The organism is Pseudomonas sp. PA27(2017) (assembly GCF_001945445.1).
Taxonomy (GTDB): Bacteria; Pseudomonadota; Gammaproteobacteria; order Pseudomonadales; family Pseudomonadaceae; genus Aquipseudomonas.
In genome coordinates this window covers 162,276-179,600 of sequence record NZ_MSXW01000022.1, presented here as the reverse complement: position 1 = coordinate 179,600, position 17,325 = coordinate 162,276, and the positions used below count along the sequence as shown (strand labels likewise).

The following is a 17,325-nucleotide window of genomic DNA, read 5'->3' as shown; positions in this document are numbered from 1 at the left end:
CGCGCTAATGCTATAGAAAAGTGTCGCTATCGAAGCGGCGCGCCTCGCGCTGCAACTGGTAGACGAAGCGCTCAATCAGGCGCTGCTGGAGGCCGCTGAGGTTGTCGAAATGCAGGCCAGCGAAAGTAACGTCCAGCTTGTCGTCGTAGCGGGTATGCCGCAGTTCGACGGCCGCTTCCAGCTTGCCGACCGGCAGTTGGGCGCAGAATCCTTCATAGACTTGCCCGGGTTGCAGCTGCTTGCCGACGTCGCCGGCGAGGCGGATCTTGCAGCCTGATGCCGAGATGTCCAGCATCAAGCCGTCGAGAGGATTGCGCAGTCGCGTTCCGCCTAGCTGTACCTTGACCTGTTCCGACTGCTTCAGTGCAGCGCGAAAGGCATTGCGCCGCTGGTGGTAGAGCACCTCGGCGGGGATGACGCCGACATAGCAGCGTTCGCCCTGGTATTCCCCAGTGCGCATGCCCGTTGGGCACTCCCAGGCGATGCGTACGCCGTCATGCAACGATTCGACACTGAAGGCTTCACCATTTTGCAGGTAGCGTTCGCCGTCGCTGGGGATCATTTCGTCGAGAATCAGCAGGTTGCGCTCTCGGTCGATCTCGATCACATAGCTCTGGAAGCGCTGGTTGCGCTCCAGAAAAGTCAGGGTCAGCGGATCATGGTGTTGTTGCAGCAGACGTAGGTTGGCAATGATCTCCACGGGCGCCTTGAGCACCTTGGGAGGTTGCGGGCCACAGTCCTGAGCGAAGGGGTTGGACACGGTCCAGTGATCTCCGGGGCAAGGTACTGCTGCGTCGGGTGAGGCGAAGAGGCTTCACCGCGCATCTTGTCGTTATGTCAGGCCTGGCTGAGCGGGCGCTTGTTGCCGATTTTAGCGGTACCGCCGCTGCTGTCATAGAGCGAAGGTGTTTCGCTGCCGCGCAGGATGCCGAGCATGCTGGCGGTGGATTGCTGGCTCGTGCGGATGATTCGGCCATTGCGCAGGTTGGCTTCCTGGCAGTGTTCGAGCAACTCGCTCAGCCGTTCGCTGGCCTGAATGAGTTCGTCGCCCTTGTCCGAGCGTTCGGCAAGCGCTTTCAAGCCCGAGCGGTCAGGACTCAGTTGCAGGTTTACCAACGCTTGCGTGCGGTTCTTACCGTGTTGGTCGAGCGTGGCCAGAAGCGGCTGTTTGCTCGCCAGGATTTCCTGCAGTTTACTGAGGTCATGTTTGCCGAGGGCTTCATATTCGGCTTCGATCAGCTCAAGCAGTTGCGCTGCGTGGCCGATATCCTCGTTGAACAGGTCGAGCAGGGGCGTGATGTTCATGGTTCAGACTCTCTGGAGTGGAACCGCTAGGCGCACGTCTGCTGTAGCAGCGGACTGGCATCAAGTCGGTTTCCGGGCGTCCAACACCCCAGTGCGAGCCGGAAGACTAGCGCTGGGATTCGAAATTGAGCAGCTTGCTGGCAACGCGCTGGCTGTCGACCTGATAACTGCCGTCGGCAACAGCCTGTTTCAGCTTGGCCACTCGATCGCTATCGACGGCAGGCTGATCGCGCAGCTTGTCGACGGTTTTTTGCAGCTGTTGCGCTTCGCTGCTCAGCTGAACGGACTCGCCGCTCTTGCTATCTGTTGCCGCTGGCTGGGCCGTAGCGGTGCTGCCGGCAGCCTTGTTGTCGATGGCTTCGTTCTTGCCGCCCTGGGTGCTGCCCGCACGATTGGTGCTGGCTGGCGTGGAGCTGTTGAGTCGGTTGAAGTCGATGACCATGATGCAAAACCTCTAACGGTGTGTGGACGCTTGCCTAGTGTGTCGGCTGTGCCCGGAAAAACTTTAGGCAAAAAAAGTCGCGTCGCTCGCACAGTCTAAAACAGCCTCGCTCGCCCGTCAGCCAGTGCGTTGGCCGGACGCATTCTCACATCGATACTTCAACCTGCCCAGGGCCGGTCACTCGCGCGCGCACCACGCGTTGCGAACTCTGATTACGTACGCTGATCTGCTTGCCCACGGCGCCATCGGAAAGCGCTTCACCGGGCATGCGCACATTGATGCCGCCGCTGCGGGCGCTGATCACCACCTGATCGCCGCGGCGGATAACTTCCGCCTGGCGGATGAAAGTAGGCGACAGCACCTGATCGGGTAGCAGCGGGCGGGTGCTCTTGCGACCGATCGCCTGTTCCAGGTCGATCATGTAGCCCTGGTTGAGTAAGCCGACGTCGCGCTCGGCAAGCATCAGGTCACCTTCACCGAGCACGCCTTCACGTTTGATCGGGCGTACCACGGTCACCACTTCGCGGTAGAGGCGAACCTGCCCAGGGACGAATACCGTCCAGGGTGATGTGCCGTCACAGCGTACTCGCATAGTCACCCGGCCGACCGGTTCGGCTGGCGTTTCCAGGGTGACCGTCAACGGCTGGTCGCACAAGGGCAGGCGCAGGCGCGGGTCGAGCCGGTTGATCTGCACCTCGTGGCGCCCCTGAATATTGCTGCGCTGCAAATAGTCTGCAACTGCCTGCTCAAGAAAGCGCTGGGTCTCGCCGATAAGCTGATCGGGCAGAGTGACGGAGGCAGTTGTCAGCGTGCTATAGCCGAGCGCCATCAAAGCAGGTAAAACTGCCAGGCAACGAAGGCTCTTGGCCATCGAGCGTCGGATAATTGTCATTCGTGCATTCATGTCTGGTTCGAAGCAAGGCGCGTGCCGCCTGCTACGCTAACCAAATCTGATGTGTTACTGGAATCTTGGGAGCCCGTACATGGCCGGTGTGATGGATTCGGTCAACCAGCGAACTCAGCTGGTTGGGCAAAATCGCCTGGAACTGCTGCTGTTTCGTCTCGACGGCTCTCAGCTGTACGGGATCAACGTCTTCAAGGTGAAGGAGGTGTTGCAGTGCCCGAAACTCACCATCATGCCCAAGTCGAGCCCGGTGGTTCGCGGCGTGGCCAACATCCGTGGCGGCACTATTCCGATTCTGGATCTGTCGATTGCCACCGGCAAGCGCCCGCTGGGTGACATCAACGGCAGCTTCGTCATCATCACCGAGTACAACACCAAGGTTCAGGGTTTTCTGGTGCGCTCGGTCGAGCGCATCGTCAACATGAACTGGGAAGAAATCCACCCACCACCCAAGGGCACCGGGCGCGATCACTACCTGACGGCCGTCACGCGGCTGGATGACAAACTGGTCGAGATCATCGATGTAGAGAAGATTCTCGCCGAAGTGGCGCCTACTTCCGAGGTGATCTCGGCTGGGGTGATCGATGTCGAGGTGCAGACCAAGGCCGTCAGCCAGCATGTACTGATCGTCGACGATTCTTCTGTGGCTCGTAAGCAGGTGATGCGTTGCCTGCAGACCGTCGGCGTGGAAGTGACGGCATTGAACGATGGCCGTCAGGCCCTTGATTACCTGCAGGCCATGGTTGCCGAGGGCAAGTCGCCGGAGCAGGAGTTGTTGATGATCATCTCCGACATCGAGATGCCGGAGATGGACGGCTATACCCTGACCGCCGCGATCCGTTCCGATCCGCGCATGCAGAAGCTGCACATTCTGCTGCATACTTCGCTGTCCGGCGTGTTCAACCAGGCCATGGTGAAGAAGGTGGGCGCCAACGACTTCCTGGCGAAGTTCCGCCCGGATGATCTGGCTTCCCGGGTGGTGGATCGCATCAAGGCCGGCTGATCGTCAGCGTTACCAGGGTTGCTCGGTAATGGCAGCCAAACCGGCGAACGCTTCACCCGCGTTCGCCGCTTCCGATTCAATAGATGGACGAGGCCTCACGAGTGTCTTCAGGTAATTTGGATTTCGAGCAATTCCGGATCTTTCTGGAAAAAGCCTGTGGCATCGTGCTGGGCAGCAACAAGCAATACCTGGTTTCCAGCCGGTTGAACAAGCTGATGGAAACCAACGGCATCAAGACCCTGGGTGAGCTGGTGCAGCGCATGCAGAACCAGCCGCGCAGTGGTTTGCGCGAGCAGGTGGTCGATGCGATGACCACCAACGAAACCCTCTGGTTTCGCGACACCTATCCGTTCGAAGTGCTCAAAAATCGCGTCTTGCCCGAGCTGATCAAGGCCTACCCAGGGCAGCGCCTGCGTATCTGGTCGGCCGCCTGCTCCTCGGGCCAGGAACCTTACTCGCTGTCGATGAGCATCGATGAGTTCGAGCGTAGCAACATCGGCCAGCTCAAGGCTGGTATCCAGATCGTGGCTACCGACCTGTCGCCCACCATGCTGAACAACTGCAAGTCCGGCGAGTACGACAGCCTAGCCATGGGCCGCGGCCTAGCCCAGGAGCGTCTGCAGCGCTATTTCGACCCCAAGGGGCCGGGGCGCTGGGTGGTGAAGCCGGCCATCAAGAGCCGCGTGGAGTTCCGCCCGCTCAATCTGCTCGACAGCTACGCCAGCCTCGGCAAGTTCGATATCGTGTTTTGCCGCAACGTGCTGATCTATTTTTCGGCGGAAGTGAAGAAGGACATCCTCACGCGCATTCACGCCATGCTCAAGCCGGGTGGCTATCTGTTTCTCGGCGCCTCCGAAGCACTCAACGGCTTGCCCGAGAAGTATCAGATGGTGCAATGCAGCCCAGGCATCATCTACAAGGCCAAGTGATTCTTGCGCCATCGAGAAAAGCGGGAGGCCTGGGCCTCCCGCTTTCTTTTCAGCTCCAGCTCATCCGACGGTGCTTTGTCGCCGTCGCGTCAGAAAAGCGGCAAGTCGCCGTTGATATTGCCGCCCCTGCCTTGCCAAACGGCGGAAAAGCTTTGCCGCTATTGCTGCGAAAGTCCGCTGCTTTTCGGTGATCCTGCTGATTTATAAGTAAAAAATTTAGTTGGCACATGCCTTGCTATGGTCTCTGCACGTAAACAGGCGAGCCGCTACGGCAAAGGTTCCTGAAATGAGCATCAGTTTCGACAGCGCACTTGGCATTCATGAAAAGGCCCTGGGCTTCCGTGCCCAGCGTGCCGAGGTGTTGGCCAACAACATGGCCAACGCCGACACCCCAGGCTACAAGGCACGTGATCTGGATTTCGCCTCCGTGCTGGCGCAGCAGGCCGCCAAGAGCAGCGGTAGCGGCAACTCGGGGCTTAAAACCACCAATAGCCGCCATATAGCAGCAGAAGGCGTGCCAATGGGTGATGCGGCGCTGGCTTACCGCACCCCTACTGCGCCCTCCATCGACCAGAACACCGTCGATGCCCAGGTGGAACAGGCCAATTACGCCGAGAACGCGGTCGCTTTCCAGACCAGCTTCACGCTGCTCAACAGTAAATTCAAAGGGCTCGTCAGCGCCCTGCGTGGTGAATAAAGGAGCCTGATATGTCCCTCACCAGTGTTTTCAATATCGCCGGAACCGGTATGAGCGCCCAGAGCACTCGGCTCAATACCATCTCCAGCAACATTGCCAACGCCGAAACGGTTTCGTCGAGCATCGACCAGACCTATCGCGCACGCCATCCGGTGTTCGCCACCGTTTTCCAGAATGCCCAGGGCGGCACCAACGGCTCGCTGTTCGCCGATCAGGATCAATCCGGTGCCGGCGTTCAGGTGCTCGGTATCGTGGAGGACCAGAGCAGCCTGATGCCGCGCTACGAGCCCAATCATCCGGCGGCGGATGAGGCGGGTTACGTGTATTACCCAAACGTCAACGTGGTCGAGGAGATGGCGGACATGATTTCTGCCAGCCGCGCCTTCCAGACCAACGTGGAAATGATGAACACCGCCAAGCAGATGATGCAGCGCGTGCTGACTCTGGGTCAGTGAGCGGGGAGTGAGAGATGAGCACTGTTGATGGCGTCAGCTCCAGTTCGGTACTGGACAAGTATCAGGTCAAGCAGGACAGCACGCAGAACAAGGAACTGGGCAAGGATCAGTTTCTCAACCTGCTAGTGGCCCAGCTGAACAACCAGAACCCGCTGGAGCCCCAGGGCAATGGCGAGTTCATCGCGCAACTGGCGCAGTTCAGTACCGTTGAGGGGGTCGAGAAGCTCAATTCGAGCATGGAGACCATCCTGTCCGGCTATCAGTCTTCGCAGGCGCTCCAGGCTTCCTCGTTGGTCGGGCGTAAGGTGATCGTGCCGGTCGACAAGGCGGTCGTCGATACCAGCGAGAGCTTCAAGGCCAGCGCCGTGCTGCCGACCAGCAGCAGTAACGTGTACGTCAACGTCTACGACAGCGCCGGCGCGGTGGTCAGTCGTATCAACCTGGGTGAGCAGCAGGCCGGCAACGTCAGCTTCATCTGGGACGGCAAGGACTCGAGCGGCAACGTCATGAAACCAGGTACCTACAGGTTCGAGGCGCAGGCCACGTACGGCAACGAAACCAAAGGGCTTTACACGCTGTTGCCGGCCAACGTCGACAGCGTAACCCTGGGTGGCAACGAATTGATGCTTAACCTGGCAGGAATCGGCAACGTGCCGTTGTCCCAGGTGCAGGTCATTGGTCAGTAATTAACAGGCTGTAAATGCCGGGTTTTCGGCAAGGAGAATTTTCATGTCGTTCAATATCGGTCTTAGTGGCCTGCGTGCTGCGACCAGTGACCTCAACGTAACGGGTAACAACATCGCCAACGCCGGCACCGCTGGCTTCAAGCAGTCACGCGCCGAGTTTGCCGACCTGTATGCCTCGTCCATGCTCAGCAGCGGCTCCAATCCGATCGGCAGCGGCGTGCTGCTCAGTGACGTGTCTCAGTTGTTCAGCCAGGGCAACATCAACTACACGAAGAACTCGCTGGATCTGGCCATCAATGGCAGCGGTTTTTTCCGTACCAGCAACAATGGCGATATCAGCTATACCCGTGCCGGCTACTTCGGCACCGACCGTGAAGGTTTCATCGTAAACAACTTCGGGCATAACCTGCAGGGCTATGGTGTGGACGCCAATGGCAACCTGCAGAATGGCATCATCGGCAATCTGAGAGTGGAAACGGCCAGCCAGGCGCCGCGCTCGACGAGCACCATCACCCAGCCGTTCAACCTGAACTCCACTGAGTCCGTACCCGTTTTGCGTCAGAGCGCTTACGACACGGCCTATCAGACAGCCTTCAATGGCGTGCTTTTGCCGGGTAATCCCAATCCGACTCCTGCTGAAATCGCGGCCGCTACTGCGGCGGCCACTCCAGCGGAACTCGCGGCGGCGAATGCGGCGGGTGCGACGGCAGGTACGACTGCGGCCAATGCCTCGTTCAATCCGGCAGACCCGACCAGTTACAACCGCTCTACCTCGGTCAATATCTTCGACGCCCAGGGTAACGCGCACTCCTTTACCCAGTATTTCGTGAAGACGGGTGCGAACAGCTGGGATGTGAAGATTCTGGTCGACGGCCGTAATCCGCTTGATCCGACCAGCACTCAGGCGCTGTCGGCCGGCGTGACGTTCGATGCGTCCGGTAAAATGCAGGCCATTGATCCGGCTAATTTGAGCGCCGGGCTGACGGTCGCACCCGATGGTTCCATCAACATGAATGGCTGGGTGCCTGCTGCGCCGACCAATGCCGAAGGTACGACCTGGGCGCCCAATGGGTCTGCGGCCAGTGCTGCGATCAAGTTCGATTTTCGCGGCTCTACGCAGTTCAACAGCACTTTCTCGGTCGCCAAGGTCGTGCAGGACGGTTACAGCACGGGCGAGCTGGCCGGGCTGGAAATTGACGAGACTGGTGTGTTGTTTGCGCGCTATACAAACGGTCAAACCAAGGTTCAAGGTCAGCTGGTTCTGGCTAACTTCGCCAATATGCAGGGGCTGACGCCGGTTGGCAAAACCGCATGGGTGCAGTCTTCCGAATCGGGGGAACCGGTGATCGGCACGCCGAAAAGCGGCACGCTGGGCACGCTTCAGGCCGGTGCTTTGGAAGACTCCAACGTCGAACTGTCCGATCAACTGGTCAACCTGATCGTGGCGCAGCGTAACTACCAGGCCAACGCCAAGACCATCGAAACCGAGAGTGCGATCACGCAGACCATCATCAACCTGCGTTAAGCGTCAGGGAGCCGTTGCCGAAACCGGCAACGGCTCGCCGAGCGACAAATTACAGGCTCCCTCGGGAGCCTTTTTGTTTTATTAAATTCCTTTATATTCATAGGCTTAATATTGTTTTTGAAATGTGGCACGTGTATTGCTATTGAGGTTTTGTCAGAGTCGCGGGCGCGTTGCCCACCTCGGAGGAAAACATGGACAAAATGCTGTACGTCTCCATGACTGGTGCCCACAACAACACGTTGGCCCAGCGTGCCCACGCCAACAATCTGGCGAACATCTCCACCACCGGTTTTCGTCGTGATTTCGAGCAGGCGCGTTCGATGCCGATTTTCGGCGAGAGCCAGCCTTCTCGTGTATTCGCCATGAGCGAACGGCCGGGTACCGACTTCACCCCCGGCACGCTGCAGGAAACCGGGCGCGATCTGGACGTCGCCATCGGCGGTAAGGGCTGGCTGGCCGTGCAGGCCCCCGACGGCACCGAGGCTTACGTTCGCACCGCAAGCCTCAACGTGGATGCCCAAGGCATGTTGCGTACCGGCAACGGTATGCCGGTGATGGGCAATGCCGGTCCCATTGCCGTGCCGCCGGAGCAGAAAATCGAGATTGGCCAGGACGGCACCATCAGCATTCGCGCTCTCGGCGAGGCGCCCCGGGTGCTCGCTGAAGTCGACCGGCTGCGCCTGGTCAACCCTGATCAAAAACAGATGCAGAAGGGCACGGACGGCATGATCCGCTTCAACGGCCCTCAGCCGCCGGAGGCCGACGCCACGGTGCAGATCACCTCGGGCTTTCTCGAGTCCAGCAACGTCAATGCAGTCGAGGAGATGACCTCGATCCTGGCGTTGTCCCGGCAGTTCGAGCTGTCCGTCAAGATGATGCGCACTGCAGAAGATAATGACACTGCCATGGCGCGCGTCTTGCAGATGAGCTGATAACCAACACGCGGCGCCACGAATCCGGCGCCCGAGGAGAACGCTATGCTTCCGTCACTGTGGGTCGCCAAGACCGGCTTGTCCGCTCAGGACATGAACCTGACGACCATTTCCAACAACCTGGCCAACGTGTCCACCACCGGCTTCAAGCGTGACCGCGCCGAGTTCGAGGACCTGCTGTACCAGATCCGTCGCCAGCCCGGCGGTCAGTCCAGCCAGGACAGCCAGTTGCCCTCCGGCCTGCAGCTCGGTACCGGTGTGCGCATCAATGGCACCCAGAAAATCTTCACCGCCGGCAGCCTGCAGACTACCGAGCAGCCGATGGACATGGCCGTCAACGGCCGCGGCTTCTTCCAGGTGCTGATGCCCGATGGCACGGTGTCCTATACCCGTGATGGCAGCTTCCACCTGAACGCCAACGGCCAGGTGGTTACCTCCCAGGGTTTCGCTCTGGAGCCGGCCATCGTGCTGCCGCCGGAAGTGCGCACCTTCACCGTCGGCGAAGACGGCACCGCGTCGGTCACCACCACCGGTAACCCGCAGCCGCAGATCGTCGGTAACCTGCAGATCGCCGACTTCATCAACCCGGCGGGCCTGGAAGCGATCGGCAACAACCTGTTCCTGGAAACCGCTTCCAGCGGTGCGCCGCAGGTCGGTACGCCTGGCCTCAACGGCCTGGGTACGACCCTGCAGAATACGCTGGAAAACTCCAACGTCAGCGTGGTCGAGGAGATGGTCAACATGATCACCACCCAGCGCGCCTACGAGATGAACTCCAAGGTCATCTCCACCGCTGACCAGATGCTGTCCTTCGTCACCCAGAACCTTTAAGACCCCGGGGTAGGCATTCGCTCACCCCCTGATACGCCCGAACGCTGTGAGGTAGTGGTTATGAACCGCTTGGTGTGTGTGTTCTCGATTCTCGGCAGCGTAGTGCTGAGTGGCTGCGTGGCGCCTGCCGCCCGGCCGAACGATCCCTACTACGCACCCGTGCTGCCACGCACGCCACTGCCGGCCGCGCAGAACAACGGCTCGATCTTTCAATCCGGGTTCGAAAGCAATCTGTATGGCGATCGCAAGGCCTTTCGCGTGGGCGATGTGATCACCATCACCCTCAACGAGCGCACCCAGGCGAGCAAGAATGCCACGTCGAAGATCGCCAAGAACAGCAACGCCAATATCGGCCTGACCTCGCTGTTCGGCGGCGGGGTGTCGATCAACAATCCCAACTCCAGCCTGAACCCGCTGCAGGCCGATGATCTCGGCCTCAGCGCTCAGTACGGCGCGCAGCGCAGTACCGATGGTTCCGGCCAGGCTGGGCAGAGCAATAGCCTGACCGGCTCGATCACCGTGACCGTCGCCGAAGTGCTGCCCAACGGCCTGCTGGTGGTGCGCGGCGAGAAGTGGATGACTCTCAACACCGGCGACGAGCTGGTGCGTATCGCCGGCCTGGTTCGTTCCGACGACGTGGCCCGTGACAACTCCGTGGCTTCGACCCGTATCGCCGACGCGCGCATTACCTACTCCGGCACCGGTGCCTTTGCCGATGCCAGCCAGCCTGGCTGGCTGGACCGGTTTTTCGCCAGCCCGCTGTTTCCGTTCTGAGGTCAATGATCATGCGTAAATGGCTCATCACCGTTGCTGCGCTGCTGCTGGCCTCGACCGCTCAGGCCGATCGGCTCAAGGACCTGGCCAGCATTCAGGGCGTGCGCAGTAACCAGTTGATCGGCTACGGCCTGGTCGTGGGGCTCAATGGCAGCGGCGACCAGACTACCCAGACGCCGTTCACCGTGCAGACCTTCAACAACATGATGGCGCAGTTCGGCATCAAGGTGCCGGAAGGCGGCAACGTACAGCTCAAGAACGTCGCGGCGGTGTCCATCCATGCCGACCTGCCGCCGTTCGCCAAGCCGGGGCAGACCATCGACATCACCATTTCCTCGATCGGTAACGCCAAGAGCCTGCGCGGTGGCAGCCTGCTGATGACCCCGCTAAAGGGGATCGACGGCAACACCTATGCCATCGCCCAGGGCAACCTGGTGGTTGGCGGCTTCGACGCCAGCGGTGCCGATGGGTCGCGCATCACCGTCAATGTTCCGTCGGCCGGTCGTATTCCCGGCGGCGCCACCGTCGAGCGCCCGGTGCCGAGCGGCTTCGATCAGGGCAACACGCTGACGCTGAACCTCAATCGCCCGGATTTCACCACCGCCAAGAACATCGTCGATCACATCAACGAACTGCTCGGCCCAGGCGTCGCCCAGGCGCTGGATGGTGGCTCGATTCGCGTCAGCGCGCCGCTCGACCCGAGCCAGCGCGTCGACTACCTGTCGATCCTGGAAAACCTGGAAGTGGATGTCGGCCAGGCGGTGGCCAAGGTCATCATCAACTCGCGTACCGGCACCATCGTCATCGGCCAGAACGTGCGCGTGCAGCCTGCGGCCGTGACCCACGGCAGCCTGACGGTGACCATCACCGAAGACCCGATCGTCAGCCAGCCGGGTGCGCTGTCCGGTGGCGAAACCGCCGTGGTGCCGCGTTCGCGCGTCGGCGCCGACGAAGAAAAGAAACCAATGTTCAAGTTCGGTCCGGGCACCACTCTCGACGAGATCGTGCGGGCGGTGAACCAGGTGGGCGCTGCGCCTTCCGACCTGATGGCTATCCTGGAGGCGCTCAAGCAAGCCGGCGCTCTGCAGGCTGACCTGATCGTGATTTAAAGGACACGCGACATGGATACTCGACTCTCGGCCGCCGGCACCAGCACCGTCGACAGCGGCGCCTACACCGATCTCAATCGCCTCAACCAGTTCAAGGTCGGCGGCGATAACGAAGAGAACATTCGCAAGGTCGCGAAGGAGTTCGAGTCGCTGTTTCTCAATGAAATGCTCAAGACCATGCGTTCGGCCAACGAAGTGTTCGGTGAAGGCAACTTCATGAACAGCAACGAGGCCAAAACCTACCAGGACATGTACGACCAGCAACTGTCGGTGACCATGGCTGGCAACAAGAACGGTATCGGCCTGGCCGACGTGATGGCTCGGCAAATGTCGAAGATGAAGAACGTCAGCGAACGCCCCAATCCGTTCGCCCAGGTCGACGCCCCCGTGCCGGCTGCACCGAGCAAGCCGCTGGCGCGTAACGAAGCGGCTGCCGATGGGGCGCCTGCGCGTGTCGAGAAGATCACCGCCGCGGTCGATCCCGAGCGCAACGACATGACGCTGATCAACCAGCGTCGCCTGTCGTTGCCGGGCAAGCTGGCCCAGCGCATCGAGGCCGGCATCGTGCCGGGCGCCGAGTCGGCCACAGCGACTACCGTAGCCAATACGCCAGCCGGCGATGCCGTCGGCAAACCCCTGGCAAAGGGCGACTGGTTGCCCGCCAAGGCCTACGCCGCGCCGGCCGAACGCCGCCTGAACATCAACGGTAGCGAAGAAATCGCTGGCCGCACGACGTTCAAATCGGCCAAGGAATTCATGGAAACCATGCTGCCGATGGCCGAAAAGGCCGCGGCCAAGTTGGGCGTCGATCCGACCTACCTGGTCGCTCAGGCGGCGCTGGAAACCGGCTGGGGCAAGTCGATCATCAAGCAGGGTGATGGCAGCAGCAGCTACAACCTGTTCGGCATCAAGACCCACAACACCTGGGGCGGTGATTCTGCCCGGGTAATGACAACCGAATACCAGAACGGCAAGCCGGTGAAAGAAGCCGCCTCGTTTCGCTCGTATGAATCCTTCGCCCACAGCTTCGAGGATTACGTGAGCTTCCTGCAAAGCAACGGGCGCTACGAAAAGGCGTTGAGCTCCACCGCCAACCCCGAGCAGTTCGCCCGTGAGCTGCAGAAGGCCGGCTATGCTACCGATCCGCAGTATGCCCGCAAGGTCTCGCAGATCGCCCGCAAGCTGTCGACCTACCAGATGATCGCCGCCAACGGCGCGCCCTCGAACAAGGGATGATGAAGCATGGCTGACCTACTGAGCATTGGCCTGTCGGGCCTGTCGGCGAACAAGACTTCGCTGTCGGTTACCGGCCATAACATCACCAATATCAACACACCGGGGTACTCGCGCCAGGACACCATCCAGGCCACGCAGACGCCGCAGTTCAGCGGTGCCGGCTATATCGGCAGCGGCACCTCGCTGGTGGACATTCGCCGCAGCTACAGTGAGTTTCTCACCACCCAACTGCGTAGCAGCACTGCACTGAGTAGCGACGTGAAGGCCTACAAGAGCCAGATCGACCAGCTCGATTCGCTGCTGGCCGGCACGACCACGGGCGTTACCCCGTCGCTGCAGAAATTCTTCTCCGCGCTGCAGACGGCCGCCGAGGATCCGTCCAACCTGCCTGCCCGGCAGTTGGTGCTTTCCGAGGCCGAAGGCCTGAGCCGCCGCTTCAATACGGTCTACGACCGGCTGAACGAGCAGAACAGCTTCGCCAATAAGCAGATGGGCGCTGTTACCGAGCAGATCAACCGGCTTTCCAGTTCCATCGCCAGCCTCAACGAGTCCATCGCGATTGCCCAGGCCAATGGCAGCCAGCCCAACGACCTGCTGGATGCGCGTGAGGAAGCTCTGCGCCAGCTGTCGACGTTCGTGGGCGTCAACGTCGTGGCGCAGAACGACGGCACGCAGAACGTCTTCATCGGTTCCGGTCAGCCGCTGGTGGTTGGCAGCAGTGCCGCTCGCCTGGAGGTAGTGCCCGGCGTCAATGACCCTAATCGCTCCGAGATCCAGTTCATCGTCGGCGCCTCCCGGCAAACCGTCACCACCCAGGTGACGGGCGGCGAGTTGGGCGGCATCCTGCGTTACCGCGAAGAGGTGCTGGACAAGACCTTCAACTCGCTGGGGCGCCTGGCGCTATCGATCAATGACCAGGTCAACAGTCAGCTGGGGCAGGGTCTGGACCTGAAGGGGCAGGTAGGCGCTGCGCTTTTCGGGGACTACAACGAGGCCGCGGTGGCGCGCTTACGGGTGCTGCCGTCGTCGACCAACAGCAGTAACGCATCGCCAGTACTGAACATCACCAACAGCTCCGTACTGACCACCAGCGATTACCGACTGGAGTTCGACGGCACCAACTACTCGGCACGTCGCCTGAGCGACAACCAGCCGATGACCGTGACCCAGAACCCGGCTGGCACCCTGAGCTTTCAGGATAGCGCTGGCCGCAATCAGGGTTTTCAGGTGGTGATCGGCACGCCAACGCCTGCTGCCGGCGACTCCTTCGTGCTGCAGCCAACCCGTATCGGCGCCTCGACGATGACCACCGTGCTGGATCAGGCTGATCAATTGGCCTTCGCTGCGCCGATTCGCGCCGAGGCCAACCTGCAGAACCGCGGCAATGGGGTGATCAGCCAGCCGACCCTGCAATCTACCGGCAGCAATATCGATCCGGCAGCGCTGCAAGCAGCTTTTCCGCCGATCACCCTGACCTACGATTCGGCAGGCGGCAACTTCACCGGTCTACCAGCCGGGGCGACGCTGACCCGCGTGGACAACAAGGGGCAGCCGATCACGCCGCCGCCGACCCCGCTGTTCCAGCCCGGCCAGCAGAATAACTATCAACTGACCCTGGCGGATGGCACCAGCGTCAACATGAGCGTTAGCGGCCGCCCGGAAAATGGCGATCGCTTCGATATCGCCTTCAACCTCAACGGGGTGTCCGACAACCGTAATGCTCTCGCCCTGGTAGGGCTGCAGAGCAAGCAGGTGGTTGGCGTCGATCCCAGCGTCACCGGTATCAGCACGGGCTCGAGCTTTACCGACAGCTACGGCGACCTGATCGAGCGGGTCGGCACCCTGACCGCCCAGGCCCGTCAGGATAACGAGGCGACCGGTGCTATTCTCAAACAGGCGCAGGACAACCGTGACTCACTTTCAGCGGTCAACCTCGATGAAGAGGCTGCCAACCTGATCAAGTTCGAGCAGTACTACAACGCGTCGGCCCAAGTGATTCAAGTTGCGCGCTCTTTGTTCGATACCCTGATCGGAGCGTTCAGGTAGTAGCCTTTGGCTTGGCTCATTAGGGCTGCCGCTACCGGTTGCAAATAAACGATTTCCGGCTCCCCGCCTGGCTAAGGCCAGGCAGGGAGCAAATCCCAAGACGGGTGCGGCTCTGGTAAGCGCCAGTTACCGCTAGAGAAGACGAGGCAGTTATGCGTATTTCCACTCTCCAGGCGTTCAACAACGGCGTTCAAGGCCTGCAGCGCAACTACGCCAATGCCATTCGCACCCAGGAACAGATCAGCACCGGCAATCGTATCCTCACGCCTGCCGATGATCCGGTGGCGTCGGTGCGTTTGCTGCAGCTCGAGCAGCAGCAGAATGTGTTGACGCAGTACAACGACAACCTTACCGCTGCAAAGAACAGCCTGAATCAGGAGGAGGTCACGCTCAACTCGGTAAATACCGTTCTGCAGCGCGTTCAGGAGCTGGCCGTGCGTGCCGGTAATGGCTCGCTGAGCGTGGATGATCGAAAGTCCATTGCAGCCGAACTGCGCGAGCGCGAGGACGAACTGCTTGGCTTGATGAATACCAAGAACGCTCGCGGCGAATATCTGTTCTCGGGTTTTCAGGGCAAGGCTGAACCCTTCGTACGCAATGCTGACGGCACTTACTCCTACCAAGGGGATGAGGGGCAGCGCAAACTCGAAATCGCCAGCTCGCTCAACGTGGCGATCAGTGATAACGGCAAGAAGGTTTTCCAGAGTGTCACCAACGCTGGGCGTCTGGACGCGTCCATCGCTGCACAGCCCGGGTCGACGTTGCGTGCCTCGACTCCGCTGGTTCAGGACGAGGTCGCCTTCACGGGTTCGCCCGCCTTTCCGGAAGATGGCGTCGACATCGTGTTCGGTAACCCGGATGCCAACAGCTATGAGATTTTTGCCGCCGGAACCACCACGCCCGCGCTCGCTACCGGATCCATGGATGAGAATCCCGACTCTACCGACAAGCTGGTCTTTCGCGGCGTGGTGATCAATTTCGATGGGGCTCCGGCTGCGGGTGATACGGTCACCGTGACATCCGATCCCAATCGCCAGAAGCAGGGCGTGCTCGATACCATCGCCAATCTGCGCAGATCTCTCGAGGAGGCGCCCGCCACCACAGAGGGCGGCCGTGTAGTACGTGACGCCGTGGCTCAGGCGATCACCAATCTTTCGCACGCCAGCATCACCATTGACAGTACCCGCGGTGAAATCGGTGCGCGCTTGAATATCGTCGAAAGTACGCTGACGGACAACGAAGATGTTGCCCTGGTCAACAAGTCGGTACAGGCGGATTTGCGTGAGCTGGATTATCCTGAAGCTTTATCGAGACTGTCATTCCAGTCGATTGTTCTGGAGGCCTCTCAGCAAAGCTACGTCAAGATAGCTGGGTTGAGTCTGTTCAATAAACTTTAACCTTGCTACTTAAGTTGAGCGCTTGCAGTCTTCCCATTGGCCAGATTATTGCAATTGCTCGTTCTGCTACGCTATCGGCGATTTTTTGACTGTTGCCGCGGCTGGAAGCCGGTATTAACGATCAGGGTGCGGTTGAGGATATAGATGAGCAGATCAGGCGAGCTGTCGCTTTCGCACTTGCGTGAGTTGTACGCCAATGGCATCAATTTGAGTCAGTGGTTACGCGAGTACTGGGGGCAAGCCGACAGTGATGAACGCATCATCGAGCTGGCCTACGATCTGCAAGCGGGTACTTACGTTGCTGCGATGGACGATCCGGAGTTCGCAGCGCGCAAGCATGCCTACGGTGCAGCCATTGCGGCTGAAATTCGTCAACTGGGTTCCGTGCGAAGTCTGCTTGAAGCCGGTGTCGGCGAGGCTACCACGCTATCCTGTATTCAAAGCGAGCTACCTCAAGGGCTGCCGGTTTTCGGGTTTGATCTGTCATGGTCCCGTCTGAATGTAGCCCGCCGCTGGTTGTCGAGTCTCGGCCAAGTCGCCGACCTCTGCTGCGCCAGCCTCTCTCAGGTGCCTGCTGACGACCATGCATTCGATGTGGTTCTAACCTCCCACACCCTTGAGCCGAACAGAGGTCGAGAGGATGTGCTGTTGCGTGAGTTGTACCGCGTAACAGGGCGTTATCTGATATTGCTGGAACCGGGCTATGAGCTGGCCAGCGCCGAAGCCCGCCAGCGCATGGATCACCACCGTTATTGCCGGGCCTTGCCGCAGACCGCCAAGGCGCTGGGTTACAAGGTGCTGGAGCACCGGTTGTTCGATCACAGCGCTAATCCCCTTAATCCGACGGCGCTGACCATCATCGAAAAAAGCGCGGATTACGCTGATAATCCTGCGCGTTGGGGATGCCCCGTTTCTCGAGGCGTCCTGCGCCCCATAGAAAATACCCTTTATTCGCCCCAGTCGGGTCTGGCCTATCCTGTGCTGCAGGGCATTCCCTGTTTGCGTGCAGCGCAGGGCGTGATCGCTTCGCATTTGGGCTGAATGCCGCCGGAGA

Annotated in this window: 18 protein-coding genes; 14 read left to right on the top strand and 4 right to left on the bottom strand. The window is 60.2% G+C overall.

Features of this window, described 5'->3' with window-relative positions; genetic code table 11:
- Positions 1–10: 10 nt before the first annotated feature.
- The 4 genes from BVH06_RS11915 to flgA all read right to left on the bottom strand — a co-directional run bounded on the left by BVH06_RS11915 (position 11) and on the right by flgA (position 2,651).
- Positions 11–760 (bottom strand): flagellar brake protein, encoded by a 750-nt coding sequence (locus tag BVH06_RS11915; protein ID WP_075931089.1) that lies wholly within the window; start codon positions 758–760, stop codon positions 11–13.
- A gap of 77 nt (positions 761–837) precedes the next feature.
- On the bottom strand, positions 838–1,305 hold the full coding sequence (locus BVH06_RS11910; protein WP_075934206.1) for a flagella synthesis protein FlgN: 468 nt from the start codon (positions 1,303–1,305) through the stop codon (positions 838–840).
- Between the two features lie 106 nt (positions 1,306–1,411).
- Positions 1,412–1,747, bottom strand: a complete 336-nt coding sequence (gene flgM, locus BVH06_RS11905) for a flagellar biosynthesis anti-sigma factor FlgM (protein WP_075931087.1) — start codon at positions 1,745–1,747, stop codon at positions 1,412–1,414.
- Between the two features lie 145 nt (positions 1,748–1,892).
- Positions 1,893–2,651, bottom strand: a complete 759-nt coding sequence (flgA, locus tag BVH06_RS11900) for a flagellar basal body P-ring formation chaperone FlgA (protein WP_075934205.1) — start codon at positions 2,649–2,651, stop codon at positions 1,893–1,895.
- Between the two features lie 79 nt (positions 2,652–2,730).
- On the opposite strand from flgA, the gene BVH06_RS11895 reads away from it, so the two are divergent.
- The 14 genes from BVH06_RS11895 (at position 2,731) to BVH06_RS11830 (ending at position 17,312) form a co-directional block, all read left to right on the top strand.
- Positions 2,731–3,654, top strand: coding sequence for a chemotaxis protein CheV (locus BVH06_RS11895; protein WP_075931085.1), 924 nt, complete (start codon positions 2,731–2,733; stop codon positions 3,652–3,654).
- 101 nt (positions 3,655–3,755) lie between these two features.
- The gene (gene cheR, locus BVH06_RS11890; protein ID WP_075934204.1) at positions 3,756–4,583 is read left to right on the top strand and encodes a protein-glutamate O-methyltransferase CheR; all 828 of its coding nucleotides are present in this window, start codon (positions 3,756–3,758) and stop codon (positions 4,581–4,583) included.
- Positions 4,584–4,869: 286 nt separating this feature from the next.
- A complete protein-coding gene (gene flgB, locus BVH06_RS11885; RefSeq protein WP_075934203.1) occupies positions 4,870–5,280 on the top strand; it encodes a flagellar basal body rod protein FlgB in 411 nt (136 codons plus the stop codon).
- An 11-nt stretch (positions 5,281–5,291) separates the two neighbouring features.
- Positions 5,292–5,735, top strand: a complete 444-nt coding sequence (flgC, locus tag BVH06_RS11880; RefSeq protein WP_027906146.1) for a flagellar basal body rod protein FlgC — start codon at positions 5,292–5,294, stop codon at positions 5,733–5,735.
- Between the two features lie 14 nt (positions 5,736–5,749).
- Complete coding sequence (gene flgD / locus BVH06_RS11875; protein WP_075931081.1) at positions 5,750–6,421, top strand: flagellar hook assembly protein FlgD; 672 nt, start codon at positions 5,750–5,752, stop codon at positions 6,419–6,421.
- Between the two features lie 43 nt (positions 6,422–6,464).
- Positions 6,465–7,946, top strand: coding sequence for a flagellar hook protein FlgE (locus BVH06_RS11870; protein ID WP_075931080.1), 1,482 nt, complete (start codon positions 6,465–6,467; stop codon positions 7,944–7,946).
- Between the two features lie 191 nt (positions 7,947–8,137).
- Positions 8,138–8,878, top strand: coding sequence for a flagellar basal body rod protein FlgF (locus BVH06_RS11865; RefSeq protein WP_075931079.1), 741 nt, complete (start codon positions 8,138–8,140; stop codon positions 8,876–8,878).
- A 45-nt stretch (positions 8,879–8,923) separates the two neighbouring features.
- Positions 8,924–9,709 (top strand): flagellar basal-body rod protein FlgG, encoded by a 786-nt coding sequence (gene flgG, locus BVH06_RS11860; RefSeq protein WP_027906148.1) that lies wholly within the window; start codon positions 8,924–8,926, stop codon positions 9,707–9,709.
- 60 nt (positions 9,710–9,769) lie between these two features.
- The gene (gene flgH / locus BVH06_RS11855) at positions 9,770–10,483 is read left to right on the top strand and encodes a flagellar basal body L-ring protein FlgH (protein ID WP_075931078.1); all 714 of its coding nucleotides are present in this window, start codon (positions 9,770–9,772) and stop codon (positions 10,481–10,483) included.
- An 11-nt stretch (positions 10,484–10,494) separates the two neighbouring features.
- Positions 10,495–11,592, top strand: a complete 1,098-nt coding sequence (locus BVH06_RS11850; RefSeq protein ID WP_075931374.1) for a flagellar basal body P-ring protein FlgI — start codon at positions 10,495–10,497, stop codon at positions 11,590–11,592.
- Between the two features lie 12 nt (positions 11,593–11,604).
- Positions 11,605–12,828: a flagellar assembly peptidoglycan hydrolase FlgJ gene (gene flgJ, locus BVH06_RS11845; protein ID WP_075934202.1), complete on the top strand. Its 1,224-nt coding sequence runs from the start codon at positions 11,605–11,607 to the stop codon at positions 12,826–12,828.
- A gap of 6 nt (positions 12,829–12,834) precedes the next feature.
- On the top strand, positions 12,835–14,874 hold the full coding sequence (gene flgK, locus BVH06_RS11840) for a flagellar hook-associated protein FlgK (RefSeq protein ID WP_075934201.1): 2,040 nt from the start codon (positions 12,835–12,837) through the stop codon (positions 14,872–14,874).
- A 152-nt stretch (positions 14,875–15,026) separates the two neighbouring features.
- The gene (gene flgL, locus BVH06_RS11835; RefSeq protein ID WP_075934200.1) at positions 15,027–16,271 is read left to right on the top strand and encodes a flagellar hook-associated protein FlgL; all 1,245 of its coding nucleotides are present in this window, start codon (positions 15,027–15,029) and stop codon (positions 16,269–16,271) included.
- 144 nt (positions 16,272–16,415) lie between these two features.
- Positions 16,416–17,312: a methyltransferase domain-containing protein gene (locus tag BVH06_RS11830; RefSeq protein ID WP_075934199.1), complete on the top strand. Its 897-nt coding sequence runs from the start codon at positions 16,416–16,418 to the stop codon at positions 17,310–17,312.
- The last annotated feature ends 13 nt before the right edge of the window (positions 17,313–17,325 follow it).